A 17850-nucleotide genomic window follows, 5' to 3' on the forward strand; every position below is an offset into this window, starting at 1 on the left:
CCACAGAAACACCACAGAAATCACGGACCGCCGCTCACCGAGCCGCCGACCGCCCTCGAACCGATTTGTGTGCGAATTCTGTGGATTTCTGTGCACGCCAACCAAGATCGCCCCGCGCGTCCTTGACCTGCACAGACCAGGGTCGCCCCGGCTTTCTGTGATTTGTGTGATTTCTGTGCAGCCACCCGAGGGCCGCCCGCCGCCGCGCGGGCGGCCCTTGCTCTACCCAGGAGGCAGACCATGCCCACCCGAAGCCGGTGGACCAGCAGCGCCGACTGCTGGGACGAGACCGGCGAACACCACGGCGGACTCCCCACCTACCCATGGGGACACGCACCCACCGGACTCGTCACCCGACGACAACTCCGCGCCCTCGACCTCGCCCCCGGCGGACACGACCCCGTGGCCCAAATGCTCCGACCCCGCCGACGACGCCCCACCGAACCACTCACCGCCTACCTCTACGACATCACCACCGCCGTCGACAAACGCACACCCACCGAACGGCAACAGGCCGCCATCCGCGCAATGAACCGCGCACACCGCATCTGCGCTGCCTGCGGACTCGACGCCGGATACCGAATTCCCACCACCTCTCCCTGCCTTGGCGACTGCGTCGACTGCACCGGAGCCGCCGGACGCATCGAGGGATACCAGGCCGCGTGACCGTTGAGAGGAGCCCAATGTCAATGCCGGTGAAACTCGGGAAGTTCCTCACCATAGCCGAGTTCTGCGAGGAACTGGGAATCGCGCGATCGACGTTCTACGACTGGAAGGCGAAAAGGCGCAGTCCTCGGTGTATCAAGCTGCCGAACGGCGACTTGCGGATCAGGCGGACCGAATACGAGGCGTGGCTCGACTCGCATGCGGAGGAGGCTGCATGAAGACTACTTTCGATGTCCGGTTCTGGAAGACCGAGGTGTACAAGGGTGTGAAGACCACTACGTTCACCGTGCGGTGGATTGTGGGAGGCAGGGCGTGGAAGGAACCCTTCCGGGCCAGAGCCTTGGCCGACAGCTTCCGGTCGGAACTGGTGACCGCTGCTCGAAAAGGCGAGGCATTCTCGGTGGACACCGGTCGACCGGTGTCCATGTCGCGCACCGAAAATGAGATGTCCTGGTGGGACTTCTCCATTGCCTACGTCGACATGAAGTGGCACGAATCAGCGGGCAACTCTCGAAAAGGCGTCGCTGAGACGCTGACGAACGTCAGCATGGCGATGTTGAAGGCAAGACCCGTCGCACTGGCCGACGACGTGATCAGGAAGGCGCTCAAGGGGTGGGCCTACAACAAGGAACGACGTGACACGGTGCCACCTCCGGCGGACGTCGTCACGGCGTTGAAATGGTTGCGGTCGAATACTCGCCCGGTCTCGGTTCTGAACGACCCTGCGCAGATGCGGGCACTCATGGCGCTCGTCTCACAGAAGCTCGACGGTGAGAAGGCCGCGCCATCGACGGTCAAGAGGAAGCGGGCTGTGCTCTTCAACGTGGTGGAGTACGCCGTCGAAAAGAGGCTGCTCGAGAAGAACCCGATCCCAGGTTTGAAATGGAAGGTGCCACGCGCTGTGCGCGCGATCGATAAGCGTGCGGTTGTCAACCCGCGACAGGCCGTGGCACTTCTGGATGCCGTTCGTGCGCAAGCTCCGAGCGGACCGAGGTTGGTCGCATTCTTCGCCACCATGTACTACTCGGCTGCACGGCCCGGTGAGGCAGTGAACTTGCGGAAGCAGGATGTCCTCGTCCCCGCCGGAAAGGAGGATTCCGGCGGCGAACTGTTGCTGTCGGAATCGGCGCCAGAGACCGGAGCATCGTGGAGTACCACCGGCCGCCGCCGAGATCGCCGACAGCTCAAGCATCGGGAAGTAGGGGAGACCCGACCCGTCCCGTGTCCGCCGCAGCTCGCTCTGCTCTTGCGACAACACATCGATCACTTCGGCACGGACTCCGACGGCTTCCTGTTCCGGGGAGTGCGTGATAAGGGCTTGGTATCGGAGTCGACGTACAGCCGGGCCTGGCGGCAAGCACGCAGGGACGCCTTGACGGACGGGGAGTTCGCGTCGCCGTTGGCTCGCCGCGCGTACGACCTGCGGCACGCTGCCGTCTCGACGTGGCTTGCTGCCGGTGTGCCGCCAACCCAGGTGGCGGAGTGGGCCGGGCACTCGCTCGACGTCCTGTTCAAGATCTACGCCAAGTCCCTCGTCGGACAGGAGGAGCAGTCCCGCAGGCGAGTCGCCGAGGCGTACGCGGTGAAATGATCTTCGGCGGATTTCGGCGCGCATTCGGCGTGGACAGCCGGAGATCGTCGTAGACCGCCGGACACCTCCGGACATGAGAGAAACAGCCCCTGGCCGAGAATCGCTGGTCAGGGGCTGTTTCTCCCGGTCGGTTGTGGTGCCCCCGGTCAGACTCGAACTGACACTGGACGGATTTTGAGTCCGCTGCCTCTGCCGATTGGGCTACGGGGGCGTGCGCTGGTCAGAGACTCTAGCCAATGCGATCTACTTCTGCGCAACCGGTCTCGGTAACGCGGCAGGTCGGGCCTGTCGTCGCAACGACACGCCTCGGGCGCGGACTGCTCCCGCCGGGTGGGGCAGGCTCGTCGGTGAACCCCGTCCCTGCTCAGGGTGCGGTCGACGCCGTCGGGGACTCGCGACTCCGGCTCGCCCAGGCCTCCGCTCTGCTCCGGTCGGGGGGTGGCCTCCGGTCGTCTTTCGGACCGAGTCGAGACTGCTCCTCGCCACACTGTGCCCAGCAGGCAGGACGATCACTGCGGCGCGCCGCCGACATGTGGTGAGCGTGATACACCGGAGGGGTGCGCCGGGCGCTAAGCTCGGACGTCGAGCCATGCCCATCACGATGGTCCGCCCATCCGCTGCCACACCCCTGGAGGACCCCGGTGACCGAGCCGGCTGCCGAGGCCCGACCGACGGCCCAGCCCAGCAACGCCACTCCGCCCGCGCCCCGTCGGGTGGTCGTCGCGGAGGACGAGGCGCTGATCCGGCTGGACCTGGTCGAGATGCTTCGCGAAGAGGGCTACGAGGTCGCGGGTGAGGCCGCTGACGGTGAGGAAGCCGTGGTGCTTGCCTCTCGTCTGCGTCCTGATCTGGTGATTCTCGATGTCAAGATGCCCAGGGTCGACGGAATCGAGGCCGCCTCGCGCATCGCGGGCGATCGCATCGCCCCCGTGGTGATCCTGACCGCCTTCAGCCAGCGCGACCTCGTCGAACGCGCGAGAGACGCCGGTGCGATGGCGTATCTGGTCAAGCCCTTCGCCAAGCGAGACCTGATCCCGGCGGTCGAGTTGGCGATGTCTCGCTTCGCCGAGCTTCGTGCGCTGGAGGGCGAGGTCGCCGACCTTCAGGAACGCCTGGAGACGCGCAAGCTCATCGAGCGTGCCAAGGGCATCCTGATGAAGAACCAGTCGTTGAGCGAGCCCGAGGCCTTCCGCTGGATTCAGCGCACGGCGATGGACCGACGGACGACCATGAAGGCCGTTGCCGCCGCGGTCGTCGACACCTTGGACTGACGTCGGACGTCGGCGACATCGGATGGGACAGCTCGGACGCAGAACCATCGGGCGTAAAACTGTCGGACGCAGAACCATCGGACGTAACAAAATGCTCCATTTGCCGCATTCTGGTGGAAACATGTCACTGCCTCGCTCCGAGAAGTGACTCTTCGCGCTCCGTCACGATGTGGAAACACCGACAATCTGCGTCTGGGCAATCCACCCGATCGGGCGCTACCTTCCACCCCTAACCCAGCCCCGAGTAAGCGCGGTGGCCGCCGAACAGGCGTATGGGTAGGTCTAGTGGAGGTATCGGGTGGCCCAGACACGACTCGTACGGACCCTGGCGTTAGCGGCGGTCCTGTCGCTGACGGTCGCGGGGTGCGCGCAGAACACCGATGAGCCGGCGGCCTCTGGCGAGGACAACGGCACGTCCGCCGACTCTCCCGGCGTTCCGGAGAACGTGGTGCTGCCCGCAGGCGACGGGACGGGCGAGTGCGAAGACGCCGCCATCGCCTACATCGGCACCATCGCAGGCCAGAACGCGGCGCTGGGACTCAACATCCTCTACGGCGTGCGGCTCGCCGTGCAGGAGCACAACGAGGCCAACGAGAACTGCCAGGTCGAGCTGGTCGAGTTCGACACGGAGGGCACTCCCGACCGTGCTCCCGGCGTCGTCACCGAGGCGATCAACAACGAGTCGATCCTCGGGGTCGTCGGTCTGCCCTTCTCCGGCGAGTCCGCTGCGGTCGGTCAGGCCTTCTCCGACGCGGGCCTGGCGACGATCAGCCCGTCGGCCACCCGTCCGGACCTGAGCACCAACGGCTGGGGCACCTTCTTCCGCGCCCTCGGCAACGACGCCGTGCAGGGGCCGGCCGCCGCCAGCTTCATCAGTGAGAACCTCGGCGCCGAGTCCGTCTGCATCGTCCAGGACGACTCCGCCTACGGCATGGGCCTCGCGGAGGAGGTCGCCGCCGGACTGGGCGACGCGGTCGTCTGCAACGAGCAGATCCGTACCCAGCAGGTCGAGTTCTCCGCCGTCATCGGCAGCATCGAGGCCAGCGAGCCCGACGCGATCTTCTTCGCAGGCTACTACGCGGAGGCTGCTCCGTTCGCGCAGCAGCTCTACGACACCGGCCTCGAGATCGACCTGGTCGCCCCGGACGGCGTGCGGGACAACGAGTTCGTCGCCAACGCCGGTGACGCGGCCGAGGGCGTCTACTTCACCTGCCCGTGCGTTCCCTCCGAGGGCTTCACCGACTTCTCGGACGCCTTCGAGGAGCTGTCCGGCTCCGAGCCCTCGACGTACTCCCCCGAGGGCTACGACGCGGCGACGATCCTGCTCACCGCGCTCGACCAGGGGCTGGACACCCGCGAGGACGTCCTGCAGTACGTGAGTGAGTACAGCGGTCAGGGACTGACCAAGAACTTCCAGTGGGACGAGACCGGCGAGCTTGCCGAGACGCCCGTCTGGTCCTACCGGGTCGAGGGCGGCGAGATCGTCCAGGGCGAGCAGATCGGCTGAGAACCGATTCTCCTTCACCACCGCTGAGGCGCGGTACGGCGACGCCGAGAACGGCCGTCGACCGCGCCTCAGCGCTCTCGTATGGAAACGAGTCGATCAGTGAATCAGTCTCTTTCTACTCAGGTCCTTGCCCAGGGCCAGCCGTGGATCGGGTTCGACGTGGGGCTCCTCGTCGACCGGTTCTGGTCCAACACCGTGGACGGTCTGGCCTACGGCAGCATCTACGCCCTGGTGGCGATCGGATACACCCTCGTCTACGGCGTTCTGAAGTTGATCAACTTCGCGCATTCCGAGGTCTTCATCGTCGGCGCCTTCGCCGCCTACTTCACCTTCACCGCCCTCGGGTTCCGTCCTGGCCCGACACTGGACATCCCGGTGATCGAGATCGTCGTGAACCTGCTGCTCGCAGGGGTGATCGCGATGATCTGCTCCGGGCTGCTGGCCCTGACCCTGGAGCGGGTCGCCTACCGGCCGCTGCGCCGGAAGAAGGCGCCTCGGCTGGTCTTCCTCATCACCGCGGTGGGCGCCTCCTTCGCCATCCAGCAGCTGATCCTGCTGTGGCGCGGGGCCAACCCGGAACGGGCGATCCGGCTGCTGCGACCGGAGACGGTCTTCGAGATCTTCGGCGCCAGGGTGACCAACATCCAGCTCACGGTCTTCCTGGCCTCACTGGCCCTGATGCTCATCGCGGACATCTTCATCAACCGCACCCGGCTCGGCCGAGGCATCCGTGCGGTGGCTCAGGACCCGGACACCGCCACCCTGATGGGCGTCAACCGGGAACGGGTCATCATGCTGACCTTCGTCGTCGGCGGTGTGCTCGCCGGTGCCGCCGCGCTGTTCTACATCATGCAGATTCCGCAGGGCGTCCTCTACAACGGCGGCTTCCTGCTGGGCATCAAGGCGTTCACCGCCGCTGTGCTCGGCGGCATCGGCAACCTGCGTGGGGCACTGCTGGGCGGTCTGGTCCTCGGGATCGCGGAGAACTACGGACAGTCCCTGTTCGGTGGCGAATGGCGTGACATCGTCGCCTTCGTCCTGTTGATCGCCATCCTGATGTTCCGGCCCACCGGCATTCTGGGCGAGTCTCTCGGGAAGGCACGGGTATGAACGCACGGAACTCAACCGATTCGGCTCCCGTGCCCTTCGGAACGCGGATCCGCACCTGGTGGAACGGGCTGAGCAGGTTCCAGCAGTGGGGTGTGCTGATCCCGCTGGTGGCCGTGGTCTACCTGTTGCCGCTGCTGAACTTCTTCCCGCTCACCACCGAGCCGGGCACCGACTACGAGATCGCGCTGTTCAACGCGGCCAGGATGGCGCTGCTGGCGATCGGCCTCAACGTCGTCGTCGGGCAGGCGGGCCTGCTCGACCTCGGCTACGTCGGCTTCTTCGCGATCGGCGCCTACGTGGCGGCAGTGCTCACCAGCCCGGACTCGGTGCTGTACGGCGACTATCCTTGGCTGGCGGTGGTGCCGATCGCCATGGCCGTCACGATGGTCTCGGGTGTCATCCTCGGCACTCCGACACTCCGGCTGCGCGGCGATTATCTGGCCATCGTCACCCTCGGCTTCGGCGAGATCGTGCGGCTGCTCGCGGACAACATCCCGCACCTGCGCGGCAACCAGGGCTTCCAGAGCGTCGGCGGCCCGCCGGGGACCTATTCCGACGGATCGCCGATCTTCGTCCAGACCGACGGAACACCGTGGTACTGGCTCACGGTGACCGCGATCATCCTGGTGCTCATCCTGGTCGGGAACCTCGAGCGCAGTCGGGTCGGTCGGGCCTGGGTCGCGATTCGGGAGGACGAGGACGCCGCCGAGATCATGGGCGTCGCCACCTTCCGCTTCAAGATCTGGGCGTTCGTCATCGGTGCGGCGATCGGTGGTCTCTCCGGCGTTCTCTACGCCGGTCAGGCGGCCTTCGTCAACAACCAGCGGTTCGACGTCATCACCTCGGTGCTGTTCCTCGCCGCCGTGGTTCTGGGCGGTTCCGGCAACAAGGTCGGGGTCATCCTGGGCGCCCTGGTGATCTCCTACATCCCGGACCGCTTCCAGGTGATCAGCGAGTACCGATATCTCATCTTCGGACTCGCGCTGATCGTGCTGATGATCTTCCGGCCGCAGGGGCTGCTCGGTGCGCGGCAGCGACTGCTCGCCTACGGCAGACACGGCTATCGCAGGCTGCTCGGCAGGGACGAGCCGGTAGCCACGGAGAGCCCGATGAAGGACTCCGGCAAGGGGGTGAACGCATGAGCGGGCAGAGCGGACGCGAGGCCACTCCGGGATCGGAACAGCCTGCCGAGCCCACCTCGCCGACGACCGAGACGACCGAGACGACCGAGGTCGTCGAGGGCGGCCTGGTCGCCGAGGTCGCGCAGATGACCGAGGAGGAGCGGGCCGAGCACGAGGCCGAGGTCGCCGAGGTCGTCGCGCCGGACCGGGAGATCGCCGTCGAGGTCGGGGACACCCTGCTGGAACTGCGTGACGTCACGGTCCGATTCGGCGGCCTCACCGCGTTGAACTCGGTCTCGTTCGGTATCCGTCGGGGCGAGATCCTCGGGCTGATCGGCCCCAACGGCGCGGGCAAGACGACGTGCTTCAACGCCATGACCGGGGTGTACCGGCCCAACGAGGGCCAGGTGCTCCTGGAGGGCAAGCCCCTGGGCAAGCTCAAGCGCTTCGAGATCACCCGGCGCGGCATCGCCAGGACGTTCCAGAACATCCGGCTCTTCTCCGAGATGACGGCGCTGGAGAACGTCATGGTGGGCACCGACGCCCGCCACCGCACGGGCGTCGTCGGCGCCTTGCTGCGGCTGCGTCGGCACCGCCGTGAGGAGTGGGAGGGCGTCGAGCGGGCCATGGCCCTGCTCGAGTTCGTCGGCATCGCCGACCGTGCCGCGGACAAGGCACGCAACCTGCCCTACGGCTACCAGCGCAGGCTGGAGATCGCGCGGGCACTGGCGACGGAGCCGAAGCTGCTCTGCCTGGACGAGCCTGCGGCGGGCTTCAACCCGGCGGAGAAGGAGGAGCTCATGGAGCTCATCCGCCGGATCAGGGACGACGGCTACACCGTGCTGCTCATCGAGCACGACATGAAGCTGGTCATGGGCGTCACGGATCGCATCGTGGTGCTCGAGTTCGGTGGCAAGATCGCCGAGGGGACTCCTGCGCAGGTGCGGGAGGACCCGGCGGTGGTCGCCGCGTATCTGGGGGTGCCCGACGATGACGTTGCTTGAACTGTCCGATGTCTCCGTGCACTACGGACGCATTCAGGCACTGTCCGGGATCTCCCTCACCGTCGAGGAGGGGGAGATCGTCACCCTGATCGGCGCGAACGGTGCGGGCAAGTCCACGACCATGCGGGCGGTGTCCGGGCTGCTGCCGCTCTCGCGGGGGTCCATCACCTTCGACGGTCAGGACATCAGCAGGCTGCGGGCGGACCTCCGGGTGGTGCGGGGCATCTCGCAGGCTCCGGAGGGCCGCGGCGTGTTCCCCGGCATGACCGTGCTGGAGAACCTGGAGATGGGCTGCTACAGCCGCAAGGACCGCAAGGGGGTCCGGGAGGACTTCGAGCGGGTCTACGAGCTGTTCCCCCGGCTCAAGGAGCGCGTCAACCAGACGGGCGGCACGCTCTCCGGCGGTGAGCAGCAGATGGTCGCGATCGGTCGGGCCTTGATGGCCCGGCCCCGGCTGCTGTTGCTGGACGAGCCGTCGATGGGATTGGCGCCGCAGTTCATCCGGCAGATCTTCCGCATCATCACCGACATCAACGAGCAGGGCACGACCGTGCTGTTGGTGGAGCAGAACGCACAGTCCGCGCTCAGCCGGGCCCATCGGGGCTACGTGCTGGAGAGCGGCAGCATCACCAAGACCGGCGGCGGGCGGGAACTCCTCGCCGACCCGGCGATCAAGGACGCCTATCTGGGCGTGGCCTGACCGCTTGCGAGGCTCGACCACGGGGCTTTCGATCCGTCGATGTCAGACGGGTCGAGAGCCCCGTGGTGTCTCCTGCCCTCGGGCCGGTCCAGGGACTCTCGACTCGGGGCGGCGTCTCCCGGACGGCGCCCGGCCGGTCGGGTCGGGCCGCCCGCGAGCCGGACTACCGGTCGGCGCCGTGCGCGCCGCCGGTCTCGGCACGCGGATCAGGACGCGGCGGGCTCGCCCGGCGGCCGGTCGCGCAGCATGCAGGTCAGCCGGGCGGTGCAGGTCCGCCGTTCGGACTCGTCGGTGATCACGATCTCGTAGGAGGCGGTGCTGCGGCCTCGGTGCAGCGGCACGGCGACCCCGGTCACCACTCCCTCGCGGGCCGCCCGGTGGTGGGTGCACGACAGCTCGATGCCGACGGCGATCCGCTCGGCTCCCGCGTACATCGCCGCCGCGATCGAGCCCAGCGTCTCGGCGAGCACCGCGTTGGCCCCGCCGTGCAACAGGCCGTAGGGCTGGCGGTTGCCCGCCACCGGCATCGTCGCGACGAGGCGATCCGCATCCCACTCGGTGATCTCGATTCCCATCCGGGTGGTGAGCTGCTCCTCCGTCGCCTCGGCGAGGTAACCATGCTGAGCTGCGGTGTTGCTGATCGACTCTCGGGTCGGGCCGGAATCACTCACCCGTGGCTCCTTCTGAACGGCGCGCTGGAACAGACAGTCTGACCCGCAGCCTAGACTCGCTGGCCGTGCCCCTGTCTGACGGTAACTCCGCATCCGGCCGCCTGCTGCTGCTCGACGGTCACTCCCTGGCCTATCGCGCGTTCCACGCCTTGCCTGCGGAGAACTTCCGGACCACCACCGGGCAGACCACGAACGCCGTCTACGGCTTCACCTCGATGGTGATCAACCTGCTGCGCGACGAGGCTCCGACGCATCTCGCGGTGGCGTTCGACGTGTCGCGGAAGACGTTCCGCAGCGAGGTCTACCCCGAGTACAAGGCGACGCGCTCGGCGACCCCCGACGAGTTCAAAGGCCAGGTCAGCCTCATCCAGGACGTGCTGGCCGTACTCGGCGTGCCGGTGCTGTTCAAGGAGGGCTTCGAGGCCGACGACATCATCGCGACCCTGACCACCCAAGCGACGGCCGAGGGCTTCCACACCTCGATCTGCACGGGCGACCGGGACGCGTTGCAGCTGGTCACGGACTCGGTGACCGTGCTCTATCCGCGCAAGGGCGTCTCGGACCTGACCCGGTTCACCCCGGCGGCGGTGCACGAGAAGTACGGGCTGACTCCTGCGCAGTACCCGGACTACGCGGCGCTGCGCGGCGACCCCTCGGACAACCTGCCCGGCATCCCCGGCGTGGGGGAGAAGACCGCCGCCAAGTGGATCCGCGAGTACGGCTCGCTCGCCGACCTCGTCGACCAGGTCGACCAGGTCAAAGGCAAGGCGGGGGAGGCGCTGCGGTCGCGACTGGAGTCGGTGCTGCTCAACCGCAGGCTCACCGAGCTGGACCGTGCCGTGGAGCTGGACCTCGCTCCGGCGGACCTCGCGGTGCGGTCCTGGGATCGCGACGCCGTGCATCGGCTGTTCGACGACCTGGAGTTCCGGGTGCTGCGAGACCGGCTCTTCGCGACGCTGGCCACCGCGGAACCCGAGGCGGAAGAGGGCCTCGACGTCCACGGCGGCCTGCTGTCCGCAGGTGCGCTGGCAGGCTGGCTGGCCGAGCACGCGGTCGCAGGCGTGCGCATCGGACTGGCGGCGCGGGGGACCTGGGCTCGCGGCGGAGGGGATGTGGAGGGGATCGCCTTCGCGACCGCGTCGGGACAGGGCGCCTACGTCGAGACGGTCGGCCTGACCCAGGACGACGAGCAGGCGCTCGCCGAGTGGCTGGCCGACGACGAGCGGCCCAAGGCGGCGCACGACGCCAAGTACGTCGCACATGTGCTCGCGGCCAGGGGATGGCGGCTCGCCGGGCTGACCAGCGACACCGCGCTGGCCGCGTACCTGGTCCGGCCGGGGCAGCGGTCCTTCGACCTCGCCGACCTGGTGGTCCGCTACCTCGGTCGCGAGCTGCGGCTGGCGGCGGAGGAGGAGTCCGGCCAGCTCTCGCTCCTCGCCGACGAGACCGCCGACGCCAGGGCGCAGGCCACCGACGAGATCGTCCGGGCGAACGCGGTCGCCCTGCTGGCCGACGCGCTCGACGGCGAACTCGGTCAGATCGGTGCCTCGGCGCTGCTCGGGGAGCTGGAACTGCCCATCCTCGGCGTGCTCACCGACCTGGAGGCGGCAGGAATCGCCGTCGACGCCGACCACCTCGGCCTGCTGGCCGACCACTTCGCAGGCCAGGTCAAGATCGCCGCGGACGACGCCTATCGGGTGATCGGCAAGGAGATCAACCTCGGTTCCCCGAAGCAGCTCCAGGTCGTGTTGTTCGACGAGCTGGGCATGCCCAAGACGAAGCGGACCAAGACCGGGTACACGACCGACGCGGAGGCGCTGCAGAACCTGTACGCCTCCACCGAGCATCCGTTCCTGGCGCACCTGCTGGCGCACCGCGACGCCACCAGGCTCAAGAGCACCGTCGACGGCCTGATCAAGTCCATCGCCGCCGACGAGCGGATTCACACCACCTTCAACCAGACCATCGCCGCGACCGGCCGGCTTTCTTCGACGGAGCCGAACCTGCAGAACATCCCCATCCGCACCGAGGAGGGCAGGCGGATCAGGGAGGCCTTCGTCGTCGGCAGCGGGTACACCGAGCTGATGACCGCCGACTACAGCCAGATCGAGATGCGGATCATGGCGCACCTCTCCGGTGACGAGGGGCTCATCGAGGCCTTCCGGGTGGGGGAGGACCTGCACACCTATGTGGCCGCGCGCGCCTTCGACGTCGCTCCCGAGGCGGTGGACGCCGAGTTGCGCAGGCGGGTCAAGGCGATGTCCTATGGCCTGGCCTACGGCCTCTCCGTGTATGGTCTGGCCCAACAGCTGCGGATCTCCGCCGAGGAGTCCCGCGCTCAGATGGACGCCTACTTCGCTCGTTTCGGCGCAGTGCGCGACTACCTGCAGGCTGTGGTGGAACGCGCACGCAAGGACGGCTATACCGAGACGGTGCTGGGGCGCCGCCGTTACCTGCCCGACCTGACCAGCGACAACAGGCAGCGGCGGGAGATGGCCGAGCGGATGGCGCTCAACGCTCCGATTCAGGGCAGCGCCGCCGACATCATCAAGGTCGCGATGATCGGGGTGCACCGAGGCCTCGCCGAGGCTGGTCTGCGCTCTCGGATGCTGTTGCAGGTGCACGACGAACTCGTCTTGGAGATCGCCGAGGGCGAACGAGACGCGGTCGAGGAACTGGTGCGTCGGACGATGGGCGCCGCCTACCGGCTCGACGTTCCGCTGGAGGTCTCCGTGGGTGTCGGGCGCTCCTGGGACGCCGCCGCCCACTGATCCGGAGGACAAGTTGATCAAAGTCGAACGGTTCGACCATCTCGTGCTGACCGTTGCCGACGTCGAGCGCAGCCAGGAGTTCTACCGGGACGTGCTGGGAATGCAGCCGGTGACCTTCGCCGAGGATCGACCTGGTCTCGCCTTCGGCGTGCAGCGGATCAACCTGCACTCCTCCTCGGAGTCGCTGGCTCCCGCAGCGCTCTACCCGGTGCCCGGCTCTGCCGACATCTGCCTGGTGACGCTGATGGCGATCTCGGAGGTCAAGGAGCACCTGCGGGCCTGCGAGGTGCGGATCGAGGAGGGGCCGGTCACCAGGGTCGGTGCCCTCGGCCCGATGATCTCGCTGTACTTCCGCGACCCCGACGGCAATCTGGTGGAGGTCTCGCGGTACGAGGAACTGGAAGAGTGACGTCGCCTGCGGCGGGCGCCGACCGAGCGAGCGCCTGCCTCGCGGCGTCTCACCCGGCGGCGGCCGTCGGGTCGTGAGCTCGGTCGCTGCCCGACGGGGGGGCGGGGGGTCGGTTTCGTGCTCGAATGCCATCGAGTTCCTCGTGGCCGACCGGCGTGCCGCCCCGCCGCCACGCCGATTCACCAGGCGATCTCCGGCCGCAGCTGCCCCGGCGTCCACACCCGTCGACGCATCGCCGCGGTGACCGCCACGACGAAGGCGAGCAGCAGCCAGATCAGGCACACCAGCACCGCGAGCAGCGCGGGCTCGACGTCGCCGCCGTAGAGCAGATGCCGCAGCCCGTCGACGACGTAGCCCAGCGGCAGCATCCGATGTAGCGGGTGCAGGACCTCGGGCATCGTCAGCCAGGGGAACACGCTGCCTGCCGTGGTGAGTTGGAGGACGAGGGCGACCAGCGCGAGGAGCCTGCCTGCGGGTCCGAAGGCGGCGCACAGTGCATGCGCGATACCGGTGAAGGCCAGCGCGGTGACCACCAGGAGCCCCAGCACCGCCCACGGCCGGACTGCGGGCAGGCCGATCACCAGCACCGTGGCGATGAACAGCGTCACCGCCTGTGCGAGGCCGAGCACGGCGGCGGGCAGCCAGCCGCCGAGCGCCACCCGCCAGGCCGGGACGTTCGCCGCGAGCGCCCTGGCCGACAACGGTCTCAGCAGCAGGTACGAGACGACCGCGCCCACCCACAGCGCGAGGCCGAGGAACAGCGGCGCCAGTCCGGCACCGTGGCTGCCCGCCGTGAGGTGAGTGCGGTCGGTCACCGTCACCGGGGAGGCGATGGTCTGGGCCGCCGCCTGTCGAGTGGCGGCGTCGACGTTGGGGATCTGTGCGACCTCCTCGGCGAGTCGATCCGCCAGGTCGAAGGCGGTCCCGTCGACGCCTTCCGTCAGTTCGAGGAGCTCGACGGCACCGCCGACGAGCACCTCCGTCTGTTCGGCCGCCGCGTCCGCCGCCACGGCGGCGGCCGCCTGTGCCTCGCGCTGCTCGACGGCGTCGTCCGCCAGCAGCGCCAGCGACTCGGCGAGGTCGGCCACCGCGTCGGCCACCCGTGCCCCGTCGTCCACCAGGACGTCGACCCCGGCGTCCGCCGCCGCGACGGAGGAGGACAGGTCGCCTGCCGCCGCCGAGAGCGCGGCGACGGCGTCCTGCATCGACCCGCCTGCACCTGTCAGCTCGCTCAGCCCGCCGGCGAGGCCGTCCGCCGCACCGTCCACCTCGGCGGCCCGGCCCGCGAGCGCGTCGAGATCCGCCAGCATCGTCTCGATCGTCTCGTCCGACTGGCCGAGGCGGGTGAACTCCTCGGCCAGGCCCCGCCGGATCGACGGCAGCTCGCCCGCGACCTCACCCGCCGCCTCGGCCAGCAGCCCGCTCGATTCCGTCAGCCCCGTCGCCGCTGCCGCCGCCGAGGCCACGGACGTCGACTGTCCGTCGACGGCCTCGGCGTGGTCCCGGATGCGGCTCACCACCTCGCGCAGCGCCGCGCCGCCCGCCTCGAGTGCCGCAGCCCCCTCGCCCAGCGACGCCGCGTCGGTCGCGGAGACGCCTGCCGCGTCGGCGAGATCCACGGCCTGCTCTGCCCGGTCCTGTGCCGCGAAGGCCTCTTCGGCCGCGAGCTCGGCGGTCTCCGCAAGGAGTTCCTGCGCGATCACGAGGGCCGCGATCAGCTCGCCGGTCGACTCGGTCAGCTCGTCGGCCTCGGTGGATGCGGCGGCCGTCTGCTCGTACACGGTGTTGAGACTGAGCAGCAGCCGGTCGGCCGTCTGCCTGCCGACCTGCGTCGCCACGGTGGAGCGGACCCGCTCGGCCAGCTGCTCGGCGACGGTGCCGAGCAGGTGGTTGTTCGCGTCGTTGGTGATCACGGTGAGCCGGGCCGCCCGAGGATCGACGGCGGCGTGGGACATCAGCGCGCTGGAGAAGTCGGGCGGCACGACCAGCGCGAAGCCGTAGCGACCTGCGGCGACGCCTTGATCCGCCTCCTCGGGGGAGACCCGACGCCAGTCGAAGTCGCCCGCCTCGATGAGCTGCCTCTCGACCTCCACACCCGCGTCGAGTACCCCGCCGTCGGCGCCCACGGCTCCGTCGTCGGCCATCACGATGGCGGCGGGCACCGCGCTGAGCCGTTGATAGGGGTCCCAGTTGGCGTAGATCGACAACGCGCCGTAGAGCAGCGGGACGAGCGCCGCCGCGACGAGGGCGAGCCGGGTGATCCGTCCGGCGGCGAGCCTGCGCAGCTCGAGTGAGGCGAGACGTCGTGCGCTCATCGCGACTCCCGCCACGCGGCCTCGGCTGTGGGGGAGAGCAGCGGAGTGGTGATCTGCTGCGCAGTGAAGCCGGAGCGGCGGTAGGCGGGGCAATGGCCGTCATGTGCGCCGATGCGCGCGGCGGGCACGCCCAGCATCAGGACGGACTCCGGCGAGCACAGCACCGCGACGGCCCAGCCCTGCTCGGCGTGGTCCCTGGCGACCGCGAACCAGCCCTGCGGGGCGCCGCCGTGCCGATCAGGACAGTCCAGGACCAGGGCGTGCACTCCGGGCCTGGCGGCCGCGAGATCGGTGAGCACCCGAGTGCGGACCACGGGATCGAGCCGGTCGGCGCGTTCCTCGGACTCGGGGAGCAGCCTGCGTTGACGCAGCCACCAGGTGATCGACTCCCGGTCGTCCGGCCTGCCAGCCTCGGACAGGCCCTCTGCGACGATGTCGCGAAGGAGCGCGCCGGGCTCCGGGGCACTGACCTCCGGCGCGTCCACCACGGCGGACCGACGGCGCAGCTCCGCGCGGGACAGCGGCCCGTCGGACTCGACTCGACCGTCGTGCGGTCGCATCCGGCCGGTGAGCACCAGCGCGAGCGCCGTCCTGCCGGAACCTGGCCGCCCCGAGATCAGCGTCAGTTCACCCGCCCGGAGTTCGACGCTGGTGGCGGCGAGGAGTCGTCCCCTGGTGTCGGCGAGGCTGACCTGACGTGCGTGGATGTCTACCGGACGTTCCACACTCCAACCCCCTCAGCCTGCTCGCCTCACCGGAGCGCGGAGGCGGGACGCACCTCCCATACCGTCCACAGAGGACGATAACCCTGTCTCGGCCAGAACACAGCGGAGAGCGGATTGGCCGGGTTGTAGTACAGGTAGGTGCCCGAGGCTCCGGTGGCGAGGAAGTATCGGTGCACCGTGTCCACCAGGATCGATCCGACGCCCGAACCGCGCAGCTCGGGGACCACGGACAGGCAGTTCACGTATCCCCAGATCCCGGGACGGAGCCTGCCCTCGCGGTCGTCGGAGCCGACCGTGTTCCAGGCGCACTCGGCGAGTCCGACCGGCAGACCGTCTCGCTCGGCCAGCCACACCGGGGCGTCGGCGGCGAGTCGGGCACCCAGACTCGCCCGTTTGAGGTCCACCAGATCGGGGCACAGCATGGTGCCGCCGACGAGCGCGGAGTACCGCGTCTCGATCAGCGCCAGCTCCAGGGCCGCGTCGAGATCGGCCGGACCCGCTCTGCGCATGGTCAGGCCGGGCACGGTGGGCGGCAGCGGCAGCCCGCCCGCCGCGCGGATCGCCAGGACGGTGAGCGGCACGAGTCCGTGATCGAGCAGGACCCGCGATCCGTGGACGTCCCGGCTCGGCCAGGTGATCTCACAGGCCGAGTCCTGCTCCGGCGGTCCGAGCCTGCCCAACTCCGCTCGCCAGACCGACAGGAGCGCATGCAGGCCCGCAGGCTCGGCCGTGTCGAGCAGCGGGGTCAGGGAGCACGACCACTGTGCCGACCACAGCATCGCGGTCGAGCCGGGTCGGTGCTCCGTGACGACGCAGACCCCGGCCACGCGACTGCCGTCGGCCAGGGCGGCGTGGATCAGGGGCCCCGGCGGCCTTCTGGCCTGGTCCGGCAGCAGTGGATCGAGGGCGATCAACTCGGCGGGACGTCGGGTGGGCAGCAGGTCCTCGGTCACGGCAGGTCTCTCCCTCTCGGGGAATCGTCCGTCCCCGTCGGTGTCGACCAAGCCTCGACGATCCGAGGTGACCGCGCTAGCGGGTGCGACAGCAGAAGATCGCGGTGCCGGGGAAGAGCCGTCCCCGCAGCGGGCTCCACTGTCCCCACTCCCGTTCGTGGCCTGCCGGCCATTCCGGCTCGATCAGATCCGTCAGGCGCAGGCCTGCCTGCTCGATCGCGCGGACGAAGTCGCCGAGGGTCCGGTGGAACTCGACGTAGGTCGGCGTGCCCTCGTCGTCGGCCTCCACATAGGGCGCGCGATCGAAGTACGACTGACGCACCGTCAGGCCGTCGGGGCCGGGATCGTCGGGGAAGATCCACCGCATCGGGTGCGTCACCGCGAACACCCAGCGGGCCCCCGGCCGCAGCACCCTGGCGACCTCGCGCATGACCTGATCGAGGTCCGCGACGAAGGGGATCGCGCCGAAGGCGGAGCAGGCCGCGTCGAAGGAGTCGTCGGCGAAGGGCAGCGCGTCCGCGCTCGCCTGCACCAGCGGGACGTGCCGCCCGGTGCGTCGCGCGCCGATCTCGGCATGCCGGAGCATCCCCGAGGAGATGTCGAGTGCGACCGGCGCCGCGCCCCGGCCCGCCAGCCATCGGGAGCACGAGGCGGACCCGCAGCCCACCTCCAGCACCGACCGCCCTGCCACCTCGCCCAACAGGCCGACCTCGGACTCCAGCAGGCCCTCCGGGCACCAGCGGAACTCGGCGTCGCCGAGGAAGTCGCCGTGGGAGGCCTGGTACTCGTCGGCGTCGGCGTCCCACCAGGCGCGCCCCGCGAGGCGCGCGGCGGCCCCGTCGACCTCGGCGTGGCCGTACCTCGTCGCACCCAGCGCGGCCTGGGCCGCCGCATAGCGATCGGACTGCTGTGCTGCGGTGTCCTGGGGTGAGTCGATGGTCACGCGGGGTGCTCCGTTTCACGCGGTCGGGGGTTTGATCAGATCGAGCGCGTGCCGGGTTTGCTCACCGAACGCCTCTACGCGTACGATATCGCT

At 69.1% G+C, this 17850-nt stretch carries 16 protein-coding genes and 1 tRNA gene; 11 read left to right on the plus strand and 6 right to left on the minus strand.

The window, feature by feature from the left end:
• Positions 1–240: 240 nt before the first annotated feature.
• The 3 genes from UA75_RS10705 to UA75_RS10715 are packed head-to-tail and all read left to right on the plus strand — an operon-like array spanning position 241 to position 2257.
• Positions 241–666 (plus strand): RRQRL motif-containing zinc-binding protein, encoded by a 426-nt coding sequence (locus UA75_RS10705; protein ID WP_075740113.1) that lies wholly within the window; start codon positions 241–243, stop codon positions 664–666.
• Between the two features lie 17 nt (positions 667–683).
• On the plus strand, positions 684–884 hold the full coding sequence (locus tag UA75_RS10710) for a helix-turn-helix transcriptional regulator (protein WP_075740114.1): 201 nt from the start codon (positions 684–686) through the stop codon (positions 882–884).
• Positions 881–2257, plus strand: a complete 1377-nt coding sequence (locus UA75_RS10715; RefSeq protein WP_075740115.1) for a tyrosine-type recombinase/integrase — start codon at positions 881–883, stop codon at positions 2255–2257. Before UA75_RS10710 ends, UA75_RS10715 begins: the two co-directional genes overlap by 4 nt.
• Positions 2258–2391: 134 nt before the next feature.
• Here the strand turns inward: UA75_RS10715 and UA75_RS10720 are convergent.
• Positions 2392–2468: transfer RNA gene (locus UA75_RS10720), tRNA-Leu, on the minus strand.
• 430 nt (positions 2469–2898) lie between these two features.
• Here UA75_RS10720 and UA75_RS10725 point away from each other — a divergent pair.
• The 6 genes from UA75_RS10725 (at position 2899) to UA75_RS10750 (ending at position 8970) form a co-directional block, all read left to right on the plus strand.
• Positions 2899–3528 (plus strand): ANTAR domain-containing response regulator, encoded by a 630-nt coding sequence (locus UA75_RS10725; protein ID WP_075740116.1) that lies wholly within the window; start codon positions 2899–2901, stop codon positions 3526–3528.
• Positions 3529–3826: 298 nt separating this feature from the next.
• Positions 3827–5035 carry a branched-chain amino acid ABC transporter substrate-binding protein gene (locus UA75_RS10730; protein ID WP_075740117.1) on the plus strand — a complete coding sequence of 403 codons (1209 nt, stop codon included), beginning with the start codon at positions 3827–3829 and terminating at the stop codon, positions 5033–5035.
• Between the two features lie 99 nt (positions 5036–5134).
• A complete protein-coding gene (locus UA75_RS10735; RefSeq protein WP_232237715.1) occupies positions 5135–6145 on the plus strand; it encodes a branched-chain amino acid ABC transporter permease in 1011 nt (336 codons plus the stop codon).
• Positions 6142–7287 (plus strand): branched-chain amino acid ABC transporter permease, encoded by a 1146-nt coding sequence (locus tag UA75_RS10740; protein WP_075740119.1) that lies wholly within the window; start codon positions 6142–6144, stop codon positions 7285–7287. Before UA75_RS10735 ends, UA75_RS10740 begins: the two co-directional genes overlap by 4 nt.
• Positions 7288–7412: 125 nt before the next feature.
• Complete coding sequence (locus tag UA75_RS10745) at positions 7413–8270, plus strand: ABC transporter ATP-binding protein (protein ID WP_075743657.1); 858 nt, start codon at positions 7413–7415, stop codon at positions 8268–8270.
• Positions 8257–8970, plus strand: coding sequence for an ABC transporter ATP-binding protein (locus tag UA75_RS10750; protein WP_075740120.1), 714 nt, complete (start codon positions 8257–8259; stop codon positions 8968–8970). Before UA75_RS10745 ends, UA75_RS10750 begins: the two co-directional genes overlap by 14 nt.
• Positions 8971–9176: 206 nt before the next feature.
• Here UA75_RS10750 and UA75_RS10755 read toward each other — a convergent pair whose 3' ends face one another.
• The gene (locus UA75_RS10755; protein ID WP_075743658.1) at positions 9177–9611 is read right to left on the minus strand and encodes a hotdog fold thioesterase; all 435 of its coding nucleotides are present in this window, start codon (positions 9609–9611) and stop codon (positions 9177–9179) included.
• Positions 9612–9700: 89 nt separating this feature from the next.
• On the opposite strand from UA75_RS10755, the gene polA reads away from it, so the two are divergent.
• The gene (gene polA, locus UA75_RS10760; RefSeq protein ID WP_075743659.1) at positions 9701–12412 is read left to right on the plus strand and encodes a DNA polymerase I; all 2712 of its coding nucleotides are present in this window, start codon (positions 9701–9703) and stop codon (positions 12410–12412) included.
• A 13-nt stretch (positions 12413–12425) separates the two neighbouring features.
• Complete coding sequence (locus UA75_RS10765) at positions 12426–12821, plus strand: VOC family protein (RefSeq protein WP_075743660.1); 396 nt, start codon at positions 12426–12428, stop codon at positions 12819–12821.
• A 179-nt stretch (positions 12822–13000) separates the two neighbouring features.
• Here the strand turns inward: UA75_RS10765 and UA75_RS10770 are convergent, their stop codons facing one another.
• From UA75_RS10770 to UA75_RS10785, 4 genes are all read right to left on the minus strand, one after another.
• On the minus strand, positions 13001–15136 hold the full coding sequence (locus tag UA75_RS10770) for a YhgE/Pip family protein (protein WP_075743661.1): 2136 nt from the start codon (positions 15134–15136) through the stop codon (positions 13001–13003).
• On the minus strand, positions 15133–15861 hold the full coding sequence (locus UA75_RS10775; RefSeq protein WP_075740121.1) for an ATP-binding cassette domain-containing protein: 729 nt from the start codon (positions 15859–15861) through the stop codon (positions 15133–15135). The genes UA75_RS10770 and UA75_RS10775 overlap by 4 nt, the downstream gene beginning before the upstream one ends.
• A gap of 26 nt (positions 15862–15887) precedes the next feature.
• Complete coding sequence (locus tag UA75_RS10780) at positions 15888–16814, minus strand: GNAT family N-acetyltransferase (RefSeq protein WP_075743662.1); 927 nt, start codon at positions 16812–16814, stop codon at positions 15888–15890.
• A 76-nt stretch (positions 16815–16890) separates the two neighbouring features.
• Positions 16891–17757 carry a class I SAM-dependent methyltransferase gene (locus UA75_RS10785; protein WP_075740122.1) on the minus strand — a complete coding sequence of 289 codons (867 nt, stop codon included), beginning with the start codon at positions 17755–17757 and terminating at the stop codon, positions 16891–16893.
• Positions 17758–17850 lie beyond the last annotated feature (93 nt).

The organism is Actinoalloteichus sp. GBA129-24 (assembly GCF_001941645.1).
Lineage (GTDB): Bacteria > Actinomycetota > Actinomycetes > Mycobacteriales > Pseudonocardiaceae > Actinoalloteichus_A > Actinoalloteichus_A fjordicus.

Excerpts from the sequence above, each read along its gene's own strand:
- UA75_RS10750 (WP_075740120.1), top strand. The coding sequence starts at position 8,257 with ATGACGTTGCTTGAACTGTCCGATGTCTCCGTGCACTACGGACGCATT.
- UA75_RS10710 (WP_075740114.1), top strand. The coding sequence starts at position 684 with ATGTCAATGCCGGTGAAACTCGGGAAGTTCCTCACCATAGCCGAGTTC.
- UA75_RS10715 (WP_075740115.1), top strand. The coding sequence starts at position 881 with ATGAAGACTACTTTCGATGTCCGGTTCTGGAAGACCGAGGTGTACAAG.
- UA75_RS10705 (WP_075740113.1), top strand. The coding sequence starts at position 241 with ATGCCCACCCGAAGCCGGTGGACCAGCAGCGCCGACTGCTGGGACGAG.
- UA75_RS10745 (WP_075743657.1), top strand. The coding sequence starts at position 7,413 with ATGACCGAGGAGGAGCGGGCCGAGCACGAGGCCGAGGTCGCCGAGGTC.
- UA75_RS10740 (WP_075740119.1), top strand. The coding sequence starts at position 6,142 with ATGAACGCACGGAACTCAACCGATTCGGCTCCCGTGCCCTTCGGAACG.
- UA75_RS10770 (WP_075743661.1), bottom strand. The coding sequence starts at position 15,136 with ATGAGCGCACGACGTCTCGCCTCACTCGAGCTGCGCAGGCTCGCCGCC.